The organism is Burkholderia sp. ABCPW 11, assembly GCF_001523445.1.
GTDB lineage: Bacteria > Pseudomonadota > Gammaproteobacteria > Burkholderiales > Burkholderiaceae > Burkholderia.
In genome coordinates this window covers 124895-143323 of the sequence record NZ_LOVM01000001.1, presented here as the reverse complement: position 1 = coordinate 143323, position 18429 = coordinate 124895, and the positions used below count along the sequence as shown (strand labels likewise).

Sequence of the window (18429 nt, the reverse complement as noted above, 5' to 3'; positions counted from 1 at the left end):
GCGCACGGCCGGCCCGTCTGAAGCCATCCGGGCGGCGTGCCGGCCATGGTCGGGCGGCAAGGCTGACGATCCCGGGCCGCCGGCGCGCCGACCATATTGAATCGTCAGACGAGAACGGTCCGTCAGCACGGCGCGCGCGTTCAGTAAATTCGAAGCCCCGGCTCGGGAAAAACCGGACTTCGCAAAACGACCGTGGCGTGCAAATCGGGGGCACTGCGAGCGCGCGGGCGGTTCCATGCGTGTCGACCTCATCCTCGCATGCCGCTCCCCACGTCGGCGGCGGCACTCGACGACGGCAGGATGGTCGGCACGCGGGCGATCCCTGGGCATCGCGCATTCTGCGACGCAGGCGTCCCGCGACGTCGATAAAAGTGCCGGAGGCCCCGTACTCATACGGGCACGCCGATTGCGCCGCCGATTCGACCCATAAGTCCTGCTTTCGCGCGCGATTGCACTAGGACAATATTTTCGGGGTGTCTTTCTGAGCGACCATGCGGAAGCCACGACGGAGACATCGAGATGGGACGGACCGAGGTATCGGCAGGCTGGCGCGACGCGATCGGCGCGGTGCACGGCATCGAGTCGAAATACAAGCGGCTCGTGAAGGCGATTGCCAGCGACATCGAAAACGGCGCGCTCGCGCCGGGCGCACGGCTCGCGCCGCAGCGCGACGTCGCGTCGAGCCTCGGCGTCAGCGTGCAGACCGTCACCAACGCATACAAGGAGCTGGAACGCCAGGGGCTGATCCGCTGCGAGGTCGGCCGCGGCAGCTTCGTGGCCGCGCGCGTGACCGAATCGATGTCGAACTACATCCTCGATACGACCGAGCGCGAACTGGTCGACTTCTCGATCGCCCGCATCGTGCATACGCCGGAACACGATGCCGCGTGGCGCGGCGTATGTGCGGCGCTGGCCGGCACCGACGATCAGCCGTGGATCCGTTCGTTCCGGCCGATCGCCGGCCTCGACGCGCATCGCGACGCCGGCGCCGCGTGGCTCGCGTCGCTGAACATGCCGGTGCATCGCGAATCGCTGCTGGTCACGAACGGCGCGGCGCACGGGATCTTTCTCGCGCTCGCGTCGATCGTCGGGCCGGGCGATACCGTGTTGTGCGAGAGCCTGACCGATCACGGCGTGATCGGCTCCGCGAACGTGCTCGGGTTTACGCTGAAGGGGCTCGAGATGGACGAGCACGGCATTCGTCCCGAACATTTCGAGGAGATGTGCGACAGCGAGCGGATCAGCGCGCTCGTGTGTACGCCGACCCTCAATAACCCGACCGTGTCGCTGATGACCGATTCGCGGCGGCGGTCGATCGCACGCATCGCGACGCGCTACGGCGTGTACGTGATCGAGGACGACGTGTACGGCCCGCTCCCCGAGAAGACGGGCACGCCGATCGCCAGCCTGATTCCGGAGCTCGGCTTCTACTGCACGAGCATGACGAAATCGGTGCTGACCGGGTTGCGCACCGGCTATCTCGCGATGCCGCGGCGGCTCGCGTTGCGCGTCGAGAGCGTGCTGCGCGTGAGCAGTTGGATGGCGACGTCGCCGATCGCGGAAATCGCGACGCGCTGGATCGCCGACGGCACCGCGCGGCGGCTCGTCGAACTGCAGCGCCAGCGGCTCGCCGTGCGCCAGGAGATGGTGAGGGCCGCGCTGGGACCGTATGTGCTCGGTGCGCATCCGAATGCGCTTTCGGCATGGCTGCGCGTGCCCGACTACTGGCAGGCCGAGCGGATCGTACGCGAATTGCGCACCCGCAAGATCGCGGTGACGTCGCCCGATCCGTTTCTCGTCGGCGGCACGGAGCGGCCGAATGCGGTGCGCGTGTGTATCGGCGCCGAAACGTCCGATGCCGCATGCAACGCGGCGCTCGAGACGATCGCGGGCGTGTTCGAACAGTATCCGCACCTGAACGATTTCCACTGAACCGGCGGCGCTGCCGCGATGTCGCGCGCAATGTATCAGGACATTCGAAAGCGCGATTTGGAACATTAGACTGGATCGCATCACATTCGTCGCGAGGCGCGCGTTCCATGTCCTTCCTGTCGTTGTCCGACGTCTACCGCGCGCGCCGCCGCCTCGCCGGGCGCGCCGACGGTACGCCGCTCGTCGCGTCCGCCGCGCTGTCCGCGCGCGTTGGCGCACCCGTCCACCTGAAGCTCGAAACGCTGCAGCCGACCGGCAGCTTCAAGCTGCGCGGCGCAACCAACGCGCTCGCGGAACTCGCGGCGCAGGGCGTGACACGCGTGGTCACCGCATCGACCGGCAACCACGGCCGCGCGGTCGCGCATGCGGCACGCGCGCTCGGCATCGACGCGGCCGTCTGCATGTCGTCGCTCGTGCCGGCCAACAAGGTCGAGGCGGTCGCGGCGCTCGGCGCGCGCGTGGTGATCGTCGGCGACAGCCAGGACGACGCGCAGGTCGAAGCGCGGCGCCTCGCGCGCGACGAAGACCATGCGTACGTGCCGCCGTTCGACGATCCGCGCATCATCGCGGGCCAGGCGACGATCGGCGTCGAGATACTCGAGGCGCTGCCCGATACGGCGACGCTCGTCGTGCCGCTGTCGGGCGGCGGGCTGTTCAGCGGCGTCGCGTTTGCCGCGAAGGCGATCCGGCCGCCGATCGAAGTGATCGGCGTATCGATGGCGCGCGGCGCCGCGATGCACGCGAGCCTCGCGGCCGGCCGCCCGGTCGACGTCGACGAGCAGCCCACGCTGGCCGATTCGCTCGGGGGCGGCATCGGTCTCGACAACCGCTACACGTTCGACATGACGCGCGCGTTGGCCGACGACGTCGTGCTGCTCGACGAGCCGTCCATCGCGTGCGGCATCGCGCATGCGTATCGGGAAGAGCGGCTCGTCGTCGAAGGCGCCGGCGCGGTCGGCCTCGCCGCGTTGCTGGACGAGCGGATCGTGCGCCGCGACCGCAGCGGCCCGATCGTGGTCGTCGTGAGCGGCGCGAACATCGACATGGCCGTGCATCGCCGGCTCGTTTCGGAGAACTGACATGGCCCATCCCGTCACTTTGCTGGGTCAGGCGCAACTGCGTGCGCTGGTGCCGCTCGATCTGGCCGCGATCGACCAGGTCGAAGCCGCATTCGCGTCGCTCGCGACCGACGCGGTCGTGATGCCGCCGATCCTGAATCTCGCGCTGCCGGAGCGCCACGCCGAAGTGGACGTGAAGACGGCGTACCTGCCGCGCTTCGACAGCTTCGCGATCAAGGTCAGCCCGGGTTTCTTCGACAATCCGTCGCTCGGGCTGCCGAGCCTGAACGGGCTGATGCTCGTGCTGTCGGCGCGCACCGGCCTGACCGAGGCCGTCCTGCTCGACAACGGCTACCTGACGGCCGTACGCACCGCGGCGGCCGGCGCGGTGGCCGCGCGCCGGCTCGCGCGGGCCGATGCGCACCGCGCGGCGATCGTCGGCGCGGGCGAGCAGGCGCGGTTGCAGCTCGCCGCGCTGATGCTCGTGCGCGACATCACGCACGTGACGGTGTGGGCGCGCGATACCGCGCGGGCCACCGCATTCGCGGCCGACGTGCGCGCGGCGCATGGCATCGATGCGACGGTCGCCCGCTCGGTGCATGCGGCGCTGGCCGACGCGGACATCGCGGTGACGACCACGCCGAGCCGCGCGCCGCTCGTGCACGCGGAAGACCTGCATCCCGGGCTGCACGTGACGGCGATGGGTTCGGACGCCGATTACAAGACCGAACTCGCGCCGTCGGTGTTTGGCGCGGCACGCTATTTCTGCGACCGGCTGCAGCAGACCCGCGTGGCCGGCGAACTCGCGCACGCGATCGCGGCCGGGGCCGTCGCAGCCGACGCCGAGTTTCCCGAACTCGGCGAAGTGATCGCCGGCCGCCGCGACGGCCGCACGCATCGCGACGACATCACGATCTGCGACCTGACCGGCACCGGCGCGCAGGACACCGCGATTGCCGTGCTCGCGCTGCAACGCGCCCGCGCGGCGGAAGTGGGCACGATTTTTCACAACGACCTCACGACTTGAGAGGAGACAGATGTCCGCAGTCATCGAAACCCAGAACGCCGCGCCGCGTCTCGCGTTCGCGCGCAGCGAATATGCCGCGCGCATCGCGAAGACGCGCGCGGCGATGGAGCGGGCCGGCATCGACCTGCTGATCGTCACCGATCCCACCAACATGGGCTGGCTGACCGGCTATGACGGCTGGTCGTTCTACGTGCACCAGTGCGTGCTGCTGGCGCTGGACGGCGAACCCGTGTGGTTCGGCCGCGGCCAGGACGCGAACGGCGCGAAGCGCACCGCGTTCATGGCGCACGAGAATATCGTCGGCTATCCCGATCATTACGTGCAGTCGACCGCGCGCCACCCGATGGATTACCTGTCGACCGAGGTGATCGCGGCGCGCGGCTGGAGCGCGCTGCGCATCGGCGTCGAGCTCGACAACTACTACTTCAGCGCGGCGGCGTACGCGTCGCTGCAAAAGCATCTGCCGGCGGCGCGCTGGCTCGATGCGACCGCGCTCGTCAACTGGCAGCGCGCGGTGAAGTCGCCGCGCGAGATCGAGTACATGCGTGTGGCCGCGCGCATCGTCGAGCGGATGCATGCGCACATCGTCGAGACGATCGAGCCGGGCATGAAGAAAAGCGACCTGGTCGCGCAGATCTATGCGACCGGCATCGGCGGCGCGGACGGCTTCGGCGGCGATTATCCGGCGATCGTCCCGCTGCTGCCGACCGGCGCGGACGCGGCCGCGCCGCACCTGACCTGGGACGACTCGACATTCTCGCGCGGCGCCGGCACGTTCTTCGAGATTGCCGGCTGCTACCGGCGCTATCACTGCCCGCTGTCGCGCACCGTCTATCTCGGCAAGCCGCCCGCGCACTTCATCGAAGGCGAGCGCGCTGTGGTCGAGGGCATCGAAGCGGGACTCGCGGCCGCGAAGCCGGGCAACGTATGCGAGGACATCGCGAACGCGTTCTTCGCGGTATTGCGCCGCGCGGGGATCGAGAAGGACAGCCGCTGCGGCTATCCGATCGGCGCGAGCTATCCGCCTGACTGGGGCGAGCGCACGATGAGCCTGCGTCCGGGCGACCGTACGGTGCTCGAACCCGGGATGACGTTCCATTTCATGCCCGGGCTGTGGCTCGACGACTGGGGGCTGGAGATCACGGAAAGCATCCTGATCACCGAGACCGGCGTCGAGACGTTCTGCAACGTGCCGCGCAAGCTGTTCGTGAAGGAGTAGGCGATGCGTGCTTCCCCGATTACGCCGACCGTCGATTTCGACGCGGACGGCGAACAGCACGGCTTCCTGAAGCTGCCTTACTCGCGCGACGATTCTGCGTGGGGCGCGATCATGATTCCGGTGACCGTCGTGAAACGCGGCGACGGGCCGACGGTGTTGCTGACCGGCGGCAATCACGGCGACGAATACGAAGGGCCGGTCGCGCTGTCGAAGCTCGCGGGTTCGCTGAAGGCGGCCGACGTGACCGGCCGCGTGATCGTCGTGCCGTTCATGAACTACCCGGCGTTCCGCGCCGGTTGCCGCACGTCGCCGATCGATGCCGGCAACCTGAACCGCAGCTTCCCGGGCCGGCCGGACGGCACCGTGACCGAGAAGATCGCCGATTACTTCCAGCGCCACCTGCTGCCGCTCGCGACGCACGTGCTGGACATTCACGCGGGCGGCCGCACGCTCGACTTCGTGCCGTTCGCGGCGATTCACGTGCTGGAAGACCGCGAGCAGCAAGCGCGCTGCGAGCGCGCGATGCGCGCGTTCGGCGCGCCGTATTCGATGCGCATGCTGGAACTCGACAGCATCGGCCTTTACGACAGCGCGGCGGAAGAAGCAGGCAAGGTGTTCGTGTCGACCGAGCTGGGCGGCGGCGGCACGTCGACGGCGGCGAGCGTCGCGATCGCCGAGCGCGGCGTGCGCGGCTTTCTCGCGCATGCCGGCGTGCTCGCGCGGCGCGAGGGCGAGCACGCCGGCGCGGGCGGCACGCCGCGTACGACGACGCTGCTCGACATGCCGGACGGCTCTTGCTACACGACCAGCGAGCATCGCGGCCTGCTCGAGATGTGCGTCGATCTCGGCAGCGAGGTCGAAGCCGGCGACGTGCTCGCGCGCGTACATGACATCGACCGCACGGGTGTCACGCCGGTCGAATACGTCGCACGGCGGCGTGGGCTGCTCGCCGCGCGGCATTTTCCGGGCATCGTGCAGACGGGCGACACGATCGCGGTGGTGGCCGACATCGTCGAGCGCAACATCCCGGTGGCGGCCTGGAGCGACGCATAACGTGGTCAAGCTCGACCGATACGACCTCGCGATCCTGCGCCTGCTCGAGCGCGACGGGCGCATCACGAAGTCGAAGCTCGCCGAGGCCGTGAACCTGTCGATTTCGCCGGCGTGGGAGCGCGTGCGCAAGCTGGAGGAAAGCGGCGTGATTCGCGGCTATCGCGCGGACGTCGACTGGATCGGCGCGTTCTCCGGCAGCCGCATCGTGGTCGAGGTGACGCTGTCGCGGCACACCGCGCCCGACATGCGGCGCTTCGAGGATCGTGTGGCCGCGGCGCCCGAGGTCGCACAGTGCTATGCGACTGGCGGCGGCGTCGACTACGTGCTGCACGTGATCGCGCGCGACATCGACCATTACCAGCGCTTCATCGATGCGTTGCTGATGGAAGACCTCGGCATCGAGCGCTACTTCACGTACATCGTGACGAAGGTGGTGAAGTGCGGATCCGGCGGCGCGCCGGACTGGCTGTGAAAGTTCGCGCCGGCACGCGGCAATACGGAAAAAACCGGCATTTCCGGCGGTGCAAACCGAAATTTCCGCATGCGCGGGCGCGACACAATGAAGTCCGTGCCCACCAACGAGGAGACGCAGCATGCTGCCCGGACACCCCGTTCTGTTCAAGTCGACTTGCTACGTCGACGGTCGCTGGATCCACAGCGATAGTGCCGCGACGGTCGCCGTCGTCAACCCCGCCGATCAGGCGGTGATCGGCCACGTGCCGATGCTCGAACGCGCGCAGATCGTCGCGGCCGTCGACGCCGCGCAGCGCGCCTACGGAACCTGGCGCTGGACGCCGCAAGCGGTGCGCAGCGCGGCGTTGCTGCGCTGGCATGCGCTGATCCTGCGTCACGTCGACGATCTGGCCGCGCTGCTGTCGCTGGAACAGGGCAAGCCGCTGGCCGAAGCACGCGGCGAGATCCGCTATGCGGCGAGCTTCGTCGAATGGTTCGCGAACGAGGCGAAGCGTGTGGCCGGTCGCACGATTCCGACCCACATCGACGGCGCGCATCTCGGTACCGTGATGGAGCCGGTCGGCGTCGCGGCGCTGATCACGCCGTGGAATTTCCCGGCCGCGATGATTACGCGCAAGGCGGCGGCCGCGATCGCGGTCGGTTGCACCGCGGTCGTGAAGCCCGCGCACGAAACGCCGTTCTCGGCGCTCGCGCTCGCGCAGCTCGCCGACGAGGCCGGCTTCCCGGCCGGCGTGTTCAACGTGGTGCTCGGCGAGCCGCAGATGGCGATGGAAACGCTGGTCGGCGACGCGCGCGTGCGTGCGGTGAGCTTCACCGGCTCGACGCGCGTCGGCCGGCTCGTGACCGAAACCGCCGCGAAGGCCGGCATCCGCAAGATCGCGCTCGAACTGGGCGGCAATGCGCCGTTCATCGTGACCGAGGATGCGGATGTCGATGAGGCGGTGCGGATTGCCGTCGGCGCGAAGTTCCAGACGTCCGGCCAGGACTGCTGCGCGGCGAACCGGATACTCGTCGCGCGCCCGCTGTACGACACGTTCGTCGAACGGTATGCGAACGCGGTGCGCGCGCTGAAGACGGGGCCGGCGTTCGAGCAGGGCGTGGACGTCGGTCCGCTGATGCATCAGGCCGCGTTCGATGCGACGGTGGCGCGCGTCGACGATGCGCGAGCGCGAGGCGCGCGCATCGTCGCGGGTGGGCGGCCGCATGCGCTCGGCGGCTGGTTCTACGAGCCGACCGTGATCGCGGATGCCGAGCCCGGCATGCGCGTGGTCGACGAGGAGAACTTCGCGCCGATCTCGGCCGTCAGCGCGTTCGACACGCTCGACGAAGCCGTCGAAACGGCCAACGACACCGAGTACGGCCTCGCCGCCTACGTATGCGCGACGCGCATCGACACGATCTTCCAGCTCGTGCGGCGGCTCGATTTCGCGATGGTGTCGGTCAACGGCGTGAAATTCACCGGCGCGCCGATTCCGTTCGGCGGGATGAAGGCATCGGGCCTCGGGCGCGAAGGCGGCACCGAGGGCTTCGAGCCGTTCACCGAAACCAAGTACTTCTGCCTCGGCAATCTCGGCCTGCCGGTTGCGGCGACGGCCTGACCCATTCAAAGGAGCACATCATGCAAAAATCGATCGACGCACTGCTGCGCGAGGACCGCGCCCACTTCATGCACCCGTCGACGCACGCATACGACCACGAGACCGGCGCGCTGCCGGGCAAGATCGTGCGCGGCGGCGAGGGCATCCGCATCGAGGATCACCAGGGCAAGCGCTATATCGACGCGTTCGCCGGCCTCTACTGCGTGAACATCGGCTACGGCCGCACCGAAGTCGCCGACGCGATGTACGAACAGGCGAAGCAGCTCGCGTACTACCACACGTACGTCGGCCACGCGTCGGACGCGATCATCGAGCTGTCGTCGCGCATCATCGACTGGTCGCCGGCGGGGATGAAGAAGGTCTATTACGGGATGTCGGGTTCCGACGCGAACGAGACGCAGGTCAAGCTCGTCTGGTACTACAACAACGTGCTCGGCCGCCCGAACAAGAAGAAGATCATCTCGCGCGAACGCGGCTATCACGGCTCGGGCATCGTGACGGGCAGCCTCACCGGCCTGCCGAGCTTCCACCAGCATTTCGACCTGCCGATCGATCGCGTGGAGCATACGGTGTGTCCGCACTGGTATCGCAAGGCGCCGGCCGGCATGAACGAAGCGCAGTTCGTCGCGTACTGCGTCGACGAACTCGAGAAGCTGATCGCACGCGAAGGCGCCGACACGATCGCCGCCTTCATCGCGGAGCCGGTGATGGGCACGGGCGGCATCATCGAACCGCCCGCCGGCTACTGGCCCGCGATCCAGGCCGTGCTGCGCAGGCACGACATCCTGCTGATCTCCGATGAAGTCGTGTGCGGGTTCGGGCGTCTCGGCTCGAAGATGGGCGCGCAGCACTTCGGGATCGAGCCCGATCTGATCACGGTCGCGAAGGGCCTGACGAGCGCCTATGCGCCGCTGTCGGGCGTGATCGTCGGCGAGAAGGTGTGGGACGTGATCGCGCGCGGCTCGCAGGAGCATGGGCCGATGGGGCACGGCTGGACGTATTCGGGCCATCCGGTATGCGCGGCCGCCGCGCTCGCGAACCTCGCGATCCTGGAGCGCGAGAATCTCGTCGGCAACGCGGCCGACGTCGGCGGGTACTTCGGGGCGAAGCTGCGCGACGCATTCGGTGCGCATCCGCTCGTCGGCGAAGTGCGTAGCGTCGGCATGCTGGCCGCGCTCGAGTTCATGGCCGACAAGGACGCACGCACGCCGTTCGATCCCGCACTGAAGATCGGTGCGCAGGTGTCCGCGGCCGCGTTGCAGCGCGGCGTGATCGCGCGTGCGATGCCGCATGGCGACATTCTCGGGTTTGCGCCGCCGCTCGTGATGACGCGGGCAGAGGCCGACGAGATCGTCGCGATCGTCAAGGATGCAGTGGACGAGGTCGCCGAGCGGAACCTGTCGACCGTCGCGTGATGTTCAAGCGGCCCTGATGCGCGCTCCGGCGCGCGAGGCGACGCCGCCGCATGCAAGTGCGGCGGCGTTTTTTCTTGCCGATACGGTCTGGAAAAGCCGTCGGTGCATCGCCTGCGGTGCACGTCGGCTACCGACCGTCCCTCAGTAATCCCACACGACCGGAACGAAACGGAACCCGTCGCCGTGCCTTGCAATATGGCCGATGGACGGGAACGCGACATGGGCCGCGGCGAGCAGCGCGCCGGTGTCCGCGGCTTCGTTGAACAGCGCGATACGCACGTCGATCGCCGCGTCCGGATCGTGTTCGAAGCCGTTTTGCCAGTCGGGATGGTCGAAGTTGACCTCGAAAATCGCGTCGCCCGCGAACGTCAGCCTTTCTCCGTTCGATGCGACGTCGACCACGCAGTGCCCCGGCGTATGGCCGCCCGTCACCCGCGCCGACACGCCCGCGGCGACTTCCACGGTCCGGTCGAACTGCACGATGTTTTCGCCATAGAGTTCCACGAACCGCGCCGCTGCCTTGCGCAGCGCGGGCGGAACGGTTTCCGGCATCACCGTCTTGCTGAAGTCGGGATTTTTCCAGAACGCCACTTCCGCGGCCGATACGTGAATGCGGACGTCCGGGCGCAGCTTTGCCTTGACGCCGTCGACGTTCAGCCCGCCGACATGATCCATGTGCATGTGCGTGATCACGATATCGGTGATCGCGGCCAGGTCGATGCCGGCCGATTCCAGACGCATGACCGAGCGCCCGGCGCGCGTGAAGTATTCGAAGCCGTCGCCTACGCCCGAGTCGATCAGGATCAGACGGTCGCCGCTGCGCACGAGCGCGATGTTGAGCGCCCAGTCGAACATGTCGCGTTGCAGGAAGCGGCCGTCGAACCATGCGTTGCGGTCCGCTTCGCTCACATTGGTCGACATGGTGGAAGTCGGCAGCGGCAGCACGCCGTCGCTGATCAGCACGACGTCGACCTCGCCGATGCGCACGGCGTAACGGGACGAGACGAGCTCGCCCGAACCTTCGTTGCCCAGGCGGGCGATGACGGGCTGGACGTTGCGGATGGGTGCGTTCATGTTCAGTAATCCTGTTCGTCGAGTGTGGATCGAGCCGCGCGACGCCGCGCGGTTCGCGAGCGCGATCGTGACGATCGCGCGCTTCGGTTCGACCGGATTTCGATCGAGCGTCGCCAGCGATTGTAGTGACGGCCGACACACGCCAACAGCGCTGCACGCGTGCACATCGTGTTGTCCGGGCGACAACAATCCGTCAGCGGGGCTTCGCCGCTCGAAATGCACATCGCCCGCTGTCCGTTGCCGGACGGCGGGCGATGCAATGGATGCCGTTTATGGGAAGCCGGGCGCCGCCGGCGCGCGGGTCAGCCCGGCTGGCCGGGAAGGGTGTCGCCGCGCAGCGAACACCCGCGCGTCTCGATCACCGCCAGCAGCGCGATCAGCCCGACCGCGCAGGCGGCCATCATGTAGTAAGCGGGGATCAGCGCGTTGCCGGTCTTGCCGATCAGCCAATCGTTGACGATCGGCGCGGTGCCGCCGAACAGCGACGTCGACACGTTGTACGCGATCGCCATGCCCGCATACCGGACGTGGGTCGGGAACATCGCCGGGAACATCGCGGAAATGGTGGCGAGCTGCGGCACGTACAGCACGCCGAGCACCGCGAAGCCGATGAAGGCGCCGAGCGGACCGTGCGTCATCAGCGTGAACATCGGCACGGCCGCGACGAACAGCCCGACGAGCGAGATCCACCACATCGTCTTGCGGCCGACGCGGTCCGACAGCCAGCCGGCGAACGGCAGCAGCACCATCATCGCGAGCATGCCGATCAGCGGAATCAGCAGCGACATGTTCTCGCTGACGCCGAGCTCCTTGTGCATGTAGGTCGGCATGTACGCGAGCAGCACGTAGTTGACGACGTTCAACGCGACGACGAGCCCGCCGAGCAGCACCAGCGGCTTCGCATAGCGCACCAGCAGCAACCGGATCGGCAGCGCGGCGGCGACGTTTTTCTCGCGGCGGTGCGCCTGTTCCTCGAGTTCGCGGAACACCGGCGTTTCCTCGAGGCGCGAGCGCAGATAGAAGCCGATCAGGCCGAGCGGCGCCGCGACCAGGAACGGCAGGCGCCAGCCCCACGCATGCATCGCCGAATCGCCGAGCAGCAGTGCGAAGCCGAGCATCAGGAACGCGCCGAGCGAGAAGCCGGCGAGCGTCGCGAATTCAAGGAAGCTGCCGCACAGGCCGCGCCGCGAATCGGGCGCGTATTCGGCGATGAAGGTGGCTGCACCCCCATATTCGCCGCCGGTCGAGAACCCCTGCACCATGCGCAGCACGATCAGCGCGGCCGGGGCGAGCCAGCCGGCCGTCGCGTAGCTCGGCAGCAGGCCGACGAGCAACGTCGCGCCCGACATCGTCAGGACCGTCAGCGCGAGCACGCGCTTGCGGCCCAGCCGGTCGCCGAGCGGCCCCCAGAACAGGCCGCCGAGCGGGCGGATCAGGAACGAGATCGCGAACGTGCCGAGTGCGAACAGCGTCGCGCTCGCGGTGTTGCCGGGAAACAGCGCGGCGGAAATGTACGCGAGACCGTACGCGTAAATACCGTAATCGAACCATTCGGTCGCATTGCCGAGGGCGGCGGCCGCGATCGCGACCCGCGGCAGACAGTGCGGCTCGTCGCCGCGTTGGATGGTCGCGTCGTCGGGAGTCGACGACGCGGCGGAAACTGAAGTCCACGATGGCACGTATCGCATGAGGGATCCTCGCTATCAGCATGCGCCCGGGCGGGCGCCGACGAGGATCAAAGTAATCCCGCCAATTTGCGATGCCCGATGTCATAGGACGATGTGGGGATCGGGGTTTTCCCGTGCCGGGGCGGGGCGGCCCGCGCAGGCCGCGGCTGGCGCTTCGCGGCGCCGGGCGGCGAACGGCGGTAAGCTGCGCGCTGCCGCGCAGGATTCGTCGGACCGTGCAGCGCGTGGCGTCCCTTTTTTCACCATTCATCAGGAGCGCATATCGTGGCGACTTACATCGTTTTTACGCGGGAAAGCACGCAGGACCAGCGCGAGCTCGACACCTATTCGAGCCAGGTCGGTGCGACCCTTGCCGGCCATCCCGTGAAGGTGCTCGCCGCATATGGGCCGCAGGAGATTCTCGAGGGGGACGGCCCGGAAGGCGTCGTGATCGTCGAGTTCCCGTCGAAGGAGGCCGCGTACGCGTGGTATCACGGCTCCGAATACCAGCGGGTCGTCCAGCACCGGTTCAAGGGCGCCCGCTATCGCGCGGTGCTGGTCGAGGGCGTCTGAGCGCGGCCGCGCGCCGTTACCGGACGTGCGGCTGCAACGCCCGCAACCAGTACGCGACGGCCACCGCCCCGCCGTCCGGCGTACCGATCGCCCGCTCGCCCAGATAGCTTGCCCGCCCCGCGCGCGGCGTCATGCGCGCCGTTTCCTGCGCACCTTGCTCGGCCGCTTCGACGGCCGCCGTCCATGCGCTCGGGAGATCGCGATCGCTGTCCAGCGCGCGGCCGAATGCGTCGACGGCCGGCACCAGCGCATCGAGCATCGTCCGGTCGCCCGCCCGCGCGCCGCCGAGTTCGCCGATCGAATCCACCACCGCTCGGAATGCCGCGGCCCAGTCGCGCGGCGACGGCTCGGCGATGTCGGCCAGCCGGCGCGACGCGCGCAGCAGCGCGGTCGCATAGAACGGCCCGGAACTGCCGGCGATCGCGCGGCGCAACGCGGCGCCGAGCGCCGCGAGCGCACCGGACGGCGTGCCGTACGCGGTGTCGGGCAATTCGAGGATCGCCCGCGCGGCGCGCCGCATGCTCGCGCCGAGATCGCCGTCGCCGGCTGCCGCATCGAGATCCGTCAGCGTCTGCTCGTGGTCGATCAGCGTCTGCGCCACGGCGTGCAGCGCCGGTTGCAGGCGCGCGGCCGGCCGCATCGAGCGGCGGCTGCGGCGCGTCCTGCGACGCGGCCGCGGCCACGCGGATCCGCGCGTTCACGAGGCCGCCGCCCGGCCATGCGCGCGCCTGCGTCGGCGCATCGAGCAGCGCCGCGCGCCCGTCGTTCAGCCGCAGCACCGAGATCGAACAGCCGGGCATGTTCAGCGCGGACAGGAACGTGCCGGCCCACGCGCGGGCGACGACGATCCCGCGCCGGCTCAGGTTGTCGAACGCGGCGCGCAGCATGATCGCGAGCTCCATGTCCGGCGTCGCGCCGAGGCCGTTGACGAACAGCGCAACGCGTTCGTCGCGATCGAGCACGAGATCGGCAACGATGCTCGACAACAGCGTGTCGGCCAGCGCATCGGCCGGCAGCGGCGCGCGGCGCTCGACGCCTTTCTCCCCGTGGATGCCGAGGCCCAGCTCGATCTCGTGGTCGGCGAGGCTGAAGCCCGACTTGTCGGCGCCCGGGATCGTACAGCCGTCGAGCGCGACACCCATCGTGCCGAGCTCGGCCGCCGCGTCGCGCGCGATGCTCGCGACGCGGGCAAGCGGCAACCCGCGCGCGGCGGCAGCGCCCGCTAGCTTATGGATCAGCACGGTACCGGCGATCCCGCGTCGTTGGCCGCGCTCGACGCGGCCGCGCAGCGACACGTCGTCGGCGACGATGACGGTTTCGACCGGAATGCCTTCCGCGCGCGCGAGCTCGGCGGCGAGCCCGAAATTGAGCCGGTCGCCGGTGTAGTTCTTCACGATCAGCAGCGCGCCGTTCGGGCCGGCGCTCGCGCGGATCGCGGCGAGTATGGGCGTACAACAAAGTGTGCGGGAAGGTAAGAATAGCCGTTCGAGTGCAACAAAGTCTGCGGTAACGGGATAACAAGTTAGCAAGGCGGTGGAGCAGATCCGCGACGCCGGCGGACGGCCGACAGCGCGCGCGATTCGTGAGCAGCTGGGTACGGGCTCGATGGCAACGGTGCTGAAGTTCTTTCGGGCATGGCAGGACGCCCAAGTACGGCCGGCGGAGGCGCCAGTTGCGCTCCCCCAAGCGTTGCAGCGCGGGCTGCTGGAATTTGTTGCCGCAGAAGTTGAGCGCAGTAAGGTCGAATTGCGGACTGACCTCGAAATCGCGAACCGAGCCAATGCGGATCTCATCGTGGAATCGGATCGGCAAGCCGCCATTGTTGAGAACTTGACGGCAACGCTTGAGGGGGCATACGCGGAAAAGGCCGAGCTATCCGGGCGCCTTGCGCAGGTCGAGGCGGAGCGAGACGAAGCCCGACATGAGGCATCGGTCGAGCGTGCGGCTGCAGAGTCGGCCCGTACGGACTTGGCCAAGGCGCTGCTTCGACTGGAGGCAATGCCGCGCTTGGAGGAGGAGCTCAAGCGGGTTCGTGATGTCTTGGAACACGAGCGCGCGGCACGCGTGAAAGCTGAGCAAGCGTCAGCTGTCGCAGTCACGAAATCGGAAGCCGCGCGTGAAGCACAACAAGCACTTGAGCGCACGCTCGACGAGGCCCGCCAACATGCTCGGGAGAGGGAGGCCGAATTGGTTGAAATGCGGGCGGAGTTGAAAGAGTCGCGGGCAGCGGTCGAGTTTCTGAGGACTGGGCAACGCGCAGCGATTGGCCGGCCACGGGCACGCGCAGTGTTGAACGCGCAGCGCGTTGACAGGAAGTCGGAGGATGGAAAGAAGTAGCGTCCTACGTTGGGACTTCGTTTCCGTTAAACGGCGATCGTCACCAAAATTCCACTCCTCGAGCGGCGGCCCGCTTGTACGCAGCTGCGTGAAATTCCTGCAGGTCGAACGCGCGGTGATAGGTGTCCAAGGCGCAGATGGCTGCGGCTTCAACAACAAATCGAGCGGGCGCAAACCGATCTTGATCGGTCGGGTTGCGGCGCACCCAGCCGTGCTTGCCCCACGCGTCAATTAAACCTCTATCCGCTAGCAGTTGGGCGAACGCATCGACCCGTTCGAGGAAGCAGGCGCGTGTGTTCTTGTTGGAAAAAACGTCGGTGGCCACGGTTGCGAGAGCGACTTCGTACGGCCCGGGATCTGCTCCGTAAAACGAAATGAGCATCGTGCGGATTGCAGTGATCCTACGAGGGTCGACTGATACCTCATCGTCGTGGATTGCGCCCGCTTGTTCAAAGGCGGTACAAAAAAGCCGTGGAATCATCACAGGCACATTCACGATGAACTCCAGAGTAGCATCGAGTAGGGTATAGGCGAGTGCGCCTAATCTTGCAAGCGGGGACGATTTAATCGGGGGGAGCAGCGCTTATCCGGAGTGTTATAGAGATCGTCTCGCGAGGCCCGGACAGCGGGGCGACGATGATCGAAGACTCGCGCGGCCTCGATTGCCTCGCGCGGCGACAGGTCCGACGCTCAATGGGGCACGGCCTGCGCGTCAACGAGGAAACCGCAGGCGAGATTTTCGCTCGTGAACAAGCGATGCTGAACGCGCCACCAGCGGACGATGAAACAATCGTTAAACGCTCTCGAAGACTGGAAATGCTCTGAGAGGGTGCGGACAAGTTTCGAGAGCGTGCCCGCCGCTTCTGCTTGCTTGGCGATGGGCAACCGAACCTTCCGAAGCCCAGAGGGCTGCCGCGAGGGCCATAGTGGCGGCCCTCGCTTCACGGCATGCCTCATGGCTTGCGGATTTCAAACACTCTGATTGCTTCGCTCTCGACTCGATAAATTCGAGATAAGCGTGCGCGACGCCCGGTTAGAATCGCTGCGTCTACCCATGAGCACGGTACCAATTGAAAGATCGGCGTGACCGTCTGAAACGCGTATGGCCATCGAACCCGAGGATCTTCTACCGCATTTTGAGCGCGAGTTAGGTCTGCTGCGCCGCTCGACGCGTGCATTCGCCGAGCTTTACCCCAAAATTGCAGCTCGCCTTGCAATGGCAGGTGAGCACTCGGATGACCCACATGTCGAACGGCTGCTGCAATCGTTCGCGTTGATGTGCGCCCGGCACGACATCCGGCTCGAAGATGAGGTGCCGGAGTTTACGCACGCGTTGATTGATACGATTCACGGAGCGTTCCTGCGGCCGTTTCCGTCTTGTGCGATGGCCCAATTTCGCGTGGATCGAGACAGCAAGCAGACCGAGCCGCGAATAGTTCCACGCGGCACCCAATTGGTGGCGCCGAATTCCCGACTGGTGTTCCGCACCGCCACCGACGTCACGTTGGTGCCGCTGACCGTTTCTGCTGTACGTTACGCGACGTCGGCCGTCGCGCCGATGCAAACCACACTGCCGTCCGACACCACGGGGATTTTGTCTTTCACCCTTGAGCTCACGGCACCGTCAGCCCAGTTCTCCATCGCTCCAGATATGCTGCGGTTGCACTTGGCGGGGGAGAGGGAGGTAGTGGCTGCGCTCGCCTACGGCGTGCTGATCCACGCCACGCGGGCCTTCGTTGAACTGGACGGCAACGGGCGCTGGCGTCGGGTGGACATGCCGCTGGCGGCTGCAGGTTCCGACGATGCTGACGCGCTGCTTCCGACGCCTCGTGACAATTCGATTACGCCGTTTCATCTGCTGATGGAGTACGGCGCGTTTCCCGCTCGATTTGACAACCTCGATCTGGATTTGGCGCGGTTGAAACGGTTGGCGGGCGGTGCGCGCCGGATCACGTTGCATTTGGCCCTTGCCGGCGTCCACCCTGACTCACGTCGCGCCCAACGACTGATTGCAGCGTCGGCCGACAATCTCCGGCTGTTTTGCACACCAGTAGTTAACTTGTTCTCGTGCAATGCGGAGCCAATCGAAACGAAGGCTGGGCAAGCGTACTATGCGCTGAAACCGTTTTCGCTGAAGGCCGCAGCCACGACCGAGATCTGGTCAGTTGATCAGGTCCGTATAACGACCGCCCAGGGTGCCGCGCTTCTGCCGCCATTCGAATCCTTGCAGCACGCGCTTGGCGCAGCGCCAGGCCCGTATTGGGTTGTTTTGCGCGACGAAGCCCGGCGTGCGCCGAAGCCGCCTTCCGAGCCCGGCAAGCCGGGACAGGAAGCGCTGCGTGGACAGGCAACTGGAGCGCGCGCAGACGGATTGCGTGGCTTGGAACTCGCGCTTGTGAACGCTCGCGGCGAGCCCGTTGATCCGGCCGCGCAGCGCCAGCTCGACATCGTGCTGTCTTGCACAAATGGCAACCTGGCGGACATGCGCGAGCGTCAGTTAGCCGTGCGCGATGGGGACTCTGGTGACGAGATCGAGTTGTTGGCTCAGCCCAGTGCAAGTCCCGCGCCGATTCTCCGCCGCGGCGACCTGTGGGAACTGCTGTCGTGGCTGGTTCCGCAGGCAGCACGGCTGAACGCGGAAGGCCTCAATGAGTTCAAGCGCTTGTGCACCCGCTTTGGCATGTCCGCGCCCGACGCCGGCCGGAGATTCGACGCGCTCGTGTCGCTCTCGACTGAACGGGTGCGGCGCTGGATGCCGGGCAAGCCGGCTTCAGCGTTCGTCCAAGGATTAGAAGTCAGGCTCGTGATCGACGAGCAGCGTTTCGTCCAATTCAGTCTCGTCGGATTGGGGCGCGTGATGGATCGACTATTTTCCCCGTACGTTCCAGTTACAAGCTTCGTGCAAATCGTATCGGTCTCGGCAGAGACCGGTGCGATACTGCGACGCGGTGAACCCTGCGCCGGTTCCCAACCGCTAATTTGATTAGCGGGTGGAAAGGGTA

General features: G+C 67.1%; 14 protein-coding genes and 2 pseudogenes. 12 read left to right on the top strand and 4 right to left on the bottom strand.

What is annotated here, in order from left to right; genetic code table 11:
• Positions 1-519 precede the first annotated feature (519 nt).
• From WS61_RS00655 to WS61_RS00620, 8 genes are all read left to right on the top strand, one after another.
• Positions 520-1932 (top strand): PLP-dependent aminotransferase family protein, encoded by a 1413-nt coding sequence (locus WS61_RS00655; RefSeq protein ID WP_059498790.1) that lies wholly within the window; start codon positions 520-522, stop codon positions 1930-1932.
• A gap of 107 nt (positions 1933-2039) precedes the next feature.
• The gene (gene eutB / locus WS61_RS00650) at positions 2040-3011 is read left to right on the top strand and encodes a hydroxyectoine utilization dehydratase EutB (RefSeq protein ID WP_059498789.1); all 972 of its coding nucleotides are present in this window, start codon (positions 2040-2042) and stop codon (positions 3009-3011) included.
• 1 nt (position 3012) lies between these two features.
• Entirely contained in the window at positions 3013-4017 is a 1005-nt protein-coding gene (locus tag WS61_RS00645) for a cyclodeaminase (protein ID WP_059498788.1), read from the top strand.
• A 10-nt stretch (positions 4018-4027) separates the two neighbouring features.
• Positions 4028-5236, top strand: coding sequence for an ectoine hydrolase DoeA (doeA, locus tag WS61_RS00640; protein WP_059498787.1), 1209 nt, complete (start codon positions 4028-4030; stop codon positions 5234-5236).
• Positions 5237-5239: 3 nt separating this feature from the next.
• Positions 5240-6289, top strand: coding sequence for a N(2)-acetyl-L-2,4-diaminobutanoate deacetylase DoeB (gene doeB, locus WS61_RS00635; protein ID WP_059498786.1), 1050 nt, complete (start codon positions 5240-5242; stop codon positions 6287-6289).
• Position 6290: 1 nt separating this feature from the next.
• Positions 6291-6761, top strand: a complete 471-nt coding sequence (locus WS61_RS00630) for an Lrp/AsnC family transcriptional regulator (protein WP_059498785.1) — start codon at positions 6291-6293, stop codon at positions 6759-6761.
• Between the two features lie 121 nt (positions 6762-6882).
• The gene (locus WS61_RS00625) at positions 6883-8361 is read left to right on the top strand and encodes an NAD-dependent succinate-semialdehyde dehydrogenase (protein ID WP_059498784.1); all 1479 of its coding nucleotides are present in this window, start codon (positions 6883-6885) and stop codon (positions 8359-8361) included.
• Positions 8362-8381: 20 nt separating this feature from the next.
• A complete protein-coding gene (locus WS61_RS00620; RefSeq protein WP_059498783.1) occupies positions 8382-9776 on the top strand; it encodes an aspartate aminotransferase family protein in 1395 nt (464 codons plus the stop codon).
• 141 nt (positions 9777-9917) lie between these two features.
• Here the strand turns inward: WS61_RS00620 and WS61_RS00615 are convergent, their stop codons facing one another.
• Positions 9918-10850, bottom strand: coding sequence for an MBL fold metallo-hydrolase (locus tag WS61_RS00615; protein ID WP_059498782.1), 933 nt, complete (start codon positions 10848-10850; stop codon positions 9918-9920).
• A gap of 302 nt (positions 10851-11152) precedes the next feature.
• Entirely contained in the window at positions 11153-12538 is a 1386-nt protein-coding gene (locus WS61_RS00610; protein ID WP_059498781.1) for an MFS transporter, read from the bottom strand.
• 264 nt (positions 12539-12802) lie between these two features.
• Between WS61_RS00610 and WS61_RS00605 the strand changes: the two genes are divergently transcribed.
• The gene (locus WS61_RS00605; RefSeq protein ID WP_059498780.1) at positions 12803-13090 is read left to right on the top strand and encodes a DUF1330 domain-containing protein; all 288 of its coding nucleotides are present in this window, start codon (positions 12803-12805) and stop codon (positions 13088-13090) included.
• A 16-nt stretch (positions 13091-13106) separates the two neighbouring features.
• On the opposite strand, the pseudogene dhaL reads toward WS61_RS00605, so the two are convergent.
• Positions 13107-14535: pseudogene (dhaL, locus tag WS61_RS00600) on the bottom strand (dihydroxyacetone kinase subunit DhaL); the annotation flags it as partial.
• Positions 14536-14620: 85 nt separating this feature from the next.
• Here dhaL and WS61_RS00595 point away from each other — a divergent pair.
• A pseudogene (locus WS61_RS00595) lies at positions 14621-15427 on the top strand (DNA-binding protein); the annotation flags it as partial.
• Positions 15428-15467: 40 nt separating this feature from the next.
• Here the strand turns inward: WS61_RS00595 and WS61_RS00590 are convergent.
• Positions 15468-15923, bottom strand: a complete 456-nt coding sequence (locus WS61_RS00590) for a hypothetical protein (protein WP_059498778.1) — start codon at positions 15921-15923, stop codon at positions 15468-15470.
• A gap of 140 nt (positions 15924-16063) precedes the next feature.
• Here WS61_RS00590 and WS61_RS34645 point away from each other — a divergent pair, with 140 nt between their 5' ends.
• Together WS61_RS34645 and tssF are read left to right on the top strand one after the other, a co-directional pair.
• Entirely contained in the window at positions 16064-16252 is a 189-nt protein-coding gene (locus tag WS61_RS34645; protein WP_157692660.1) for a hypothetical protein, read from the top strand.
• Between the two features lie 277 nt (positions 16253-16529).
• The gene (gene tssF / locus WS61_RS00585) at positions 16530-18410 is read left to right on the top strand and encodes a type VI secretion system baseplate subunit TssF (protein ID WP_059498777.1); all 1881 of its coding nucleotides are present in this window, start codon (positions 16530-16532) and stop codon (positions 18408-18410) included.
• Positions 18411-18429: the final 19 nt, after the last annotated feature.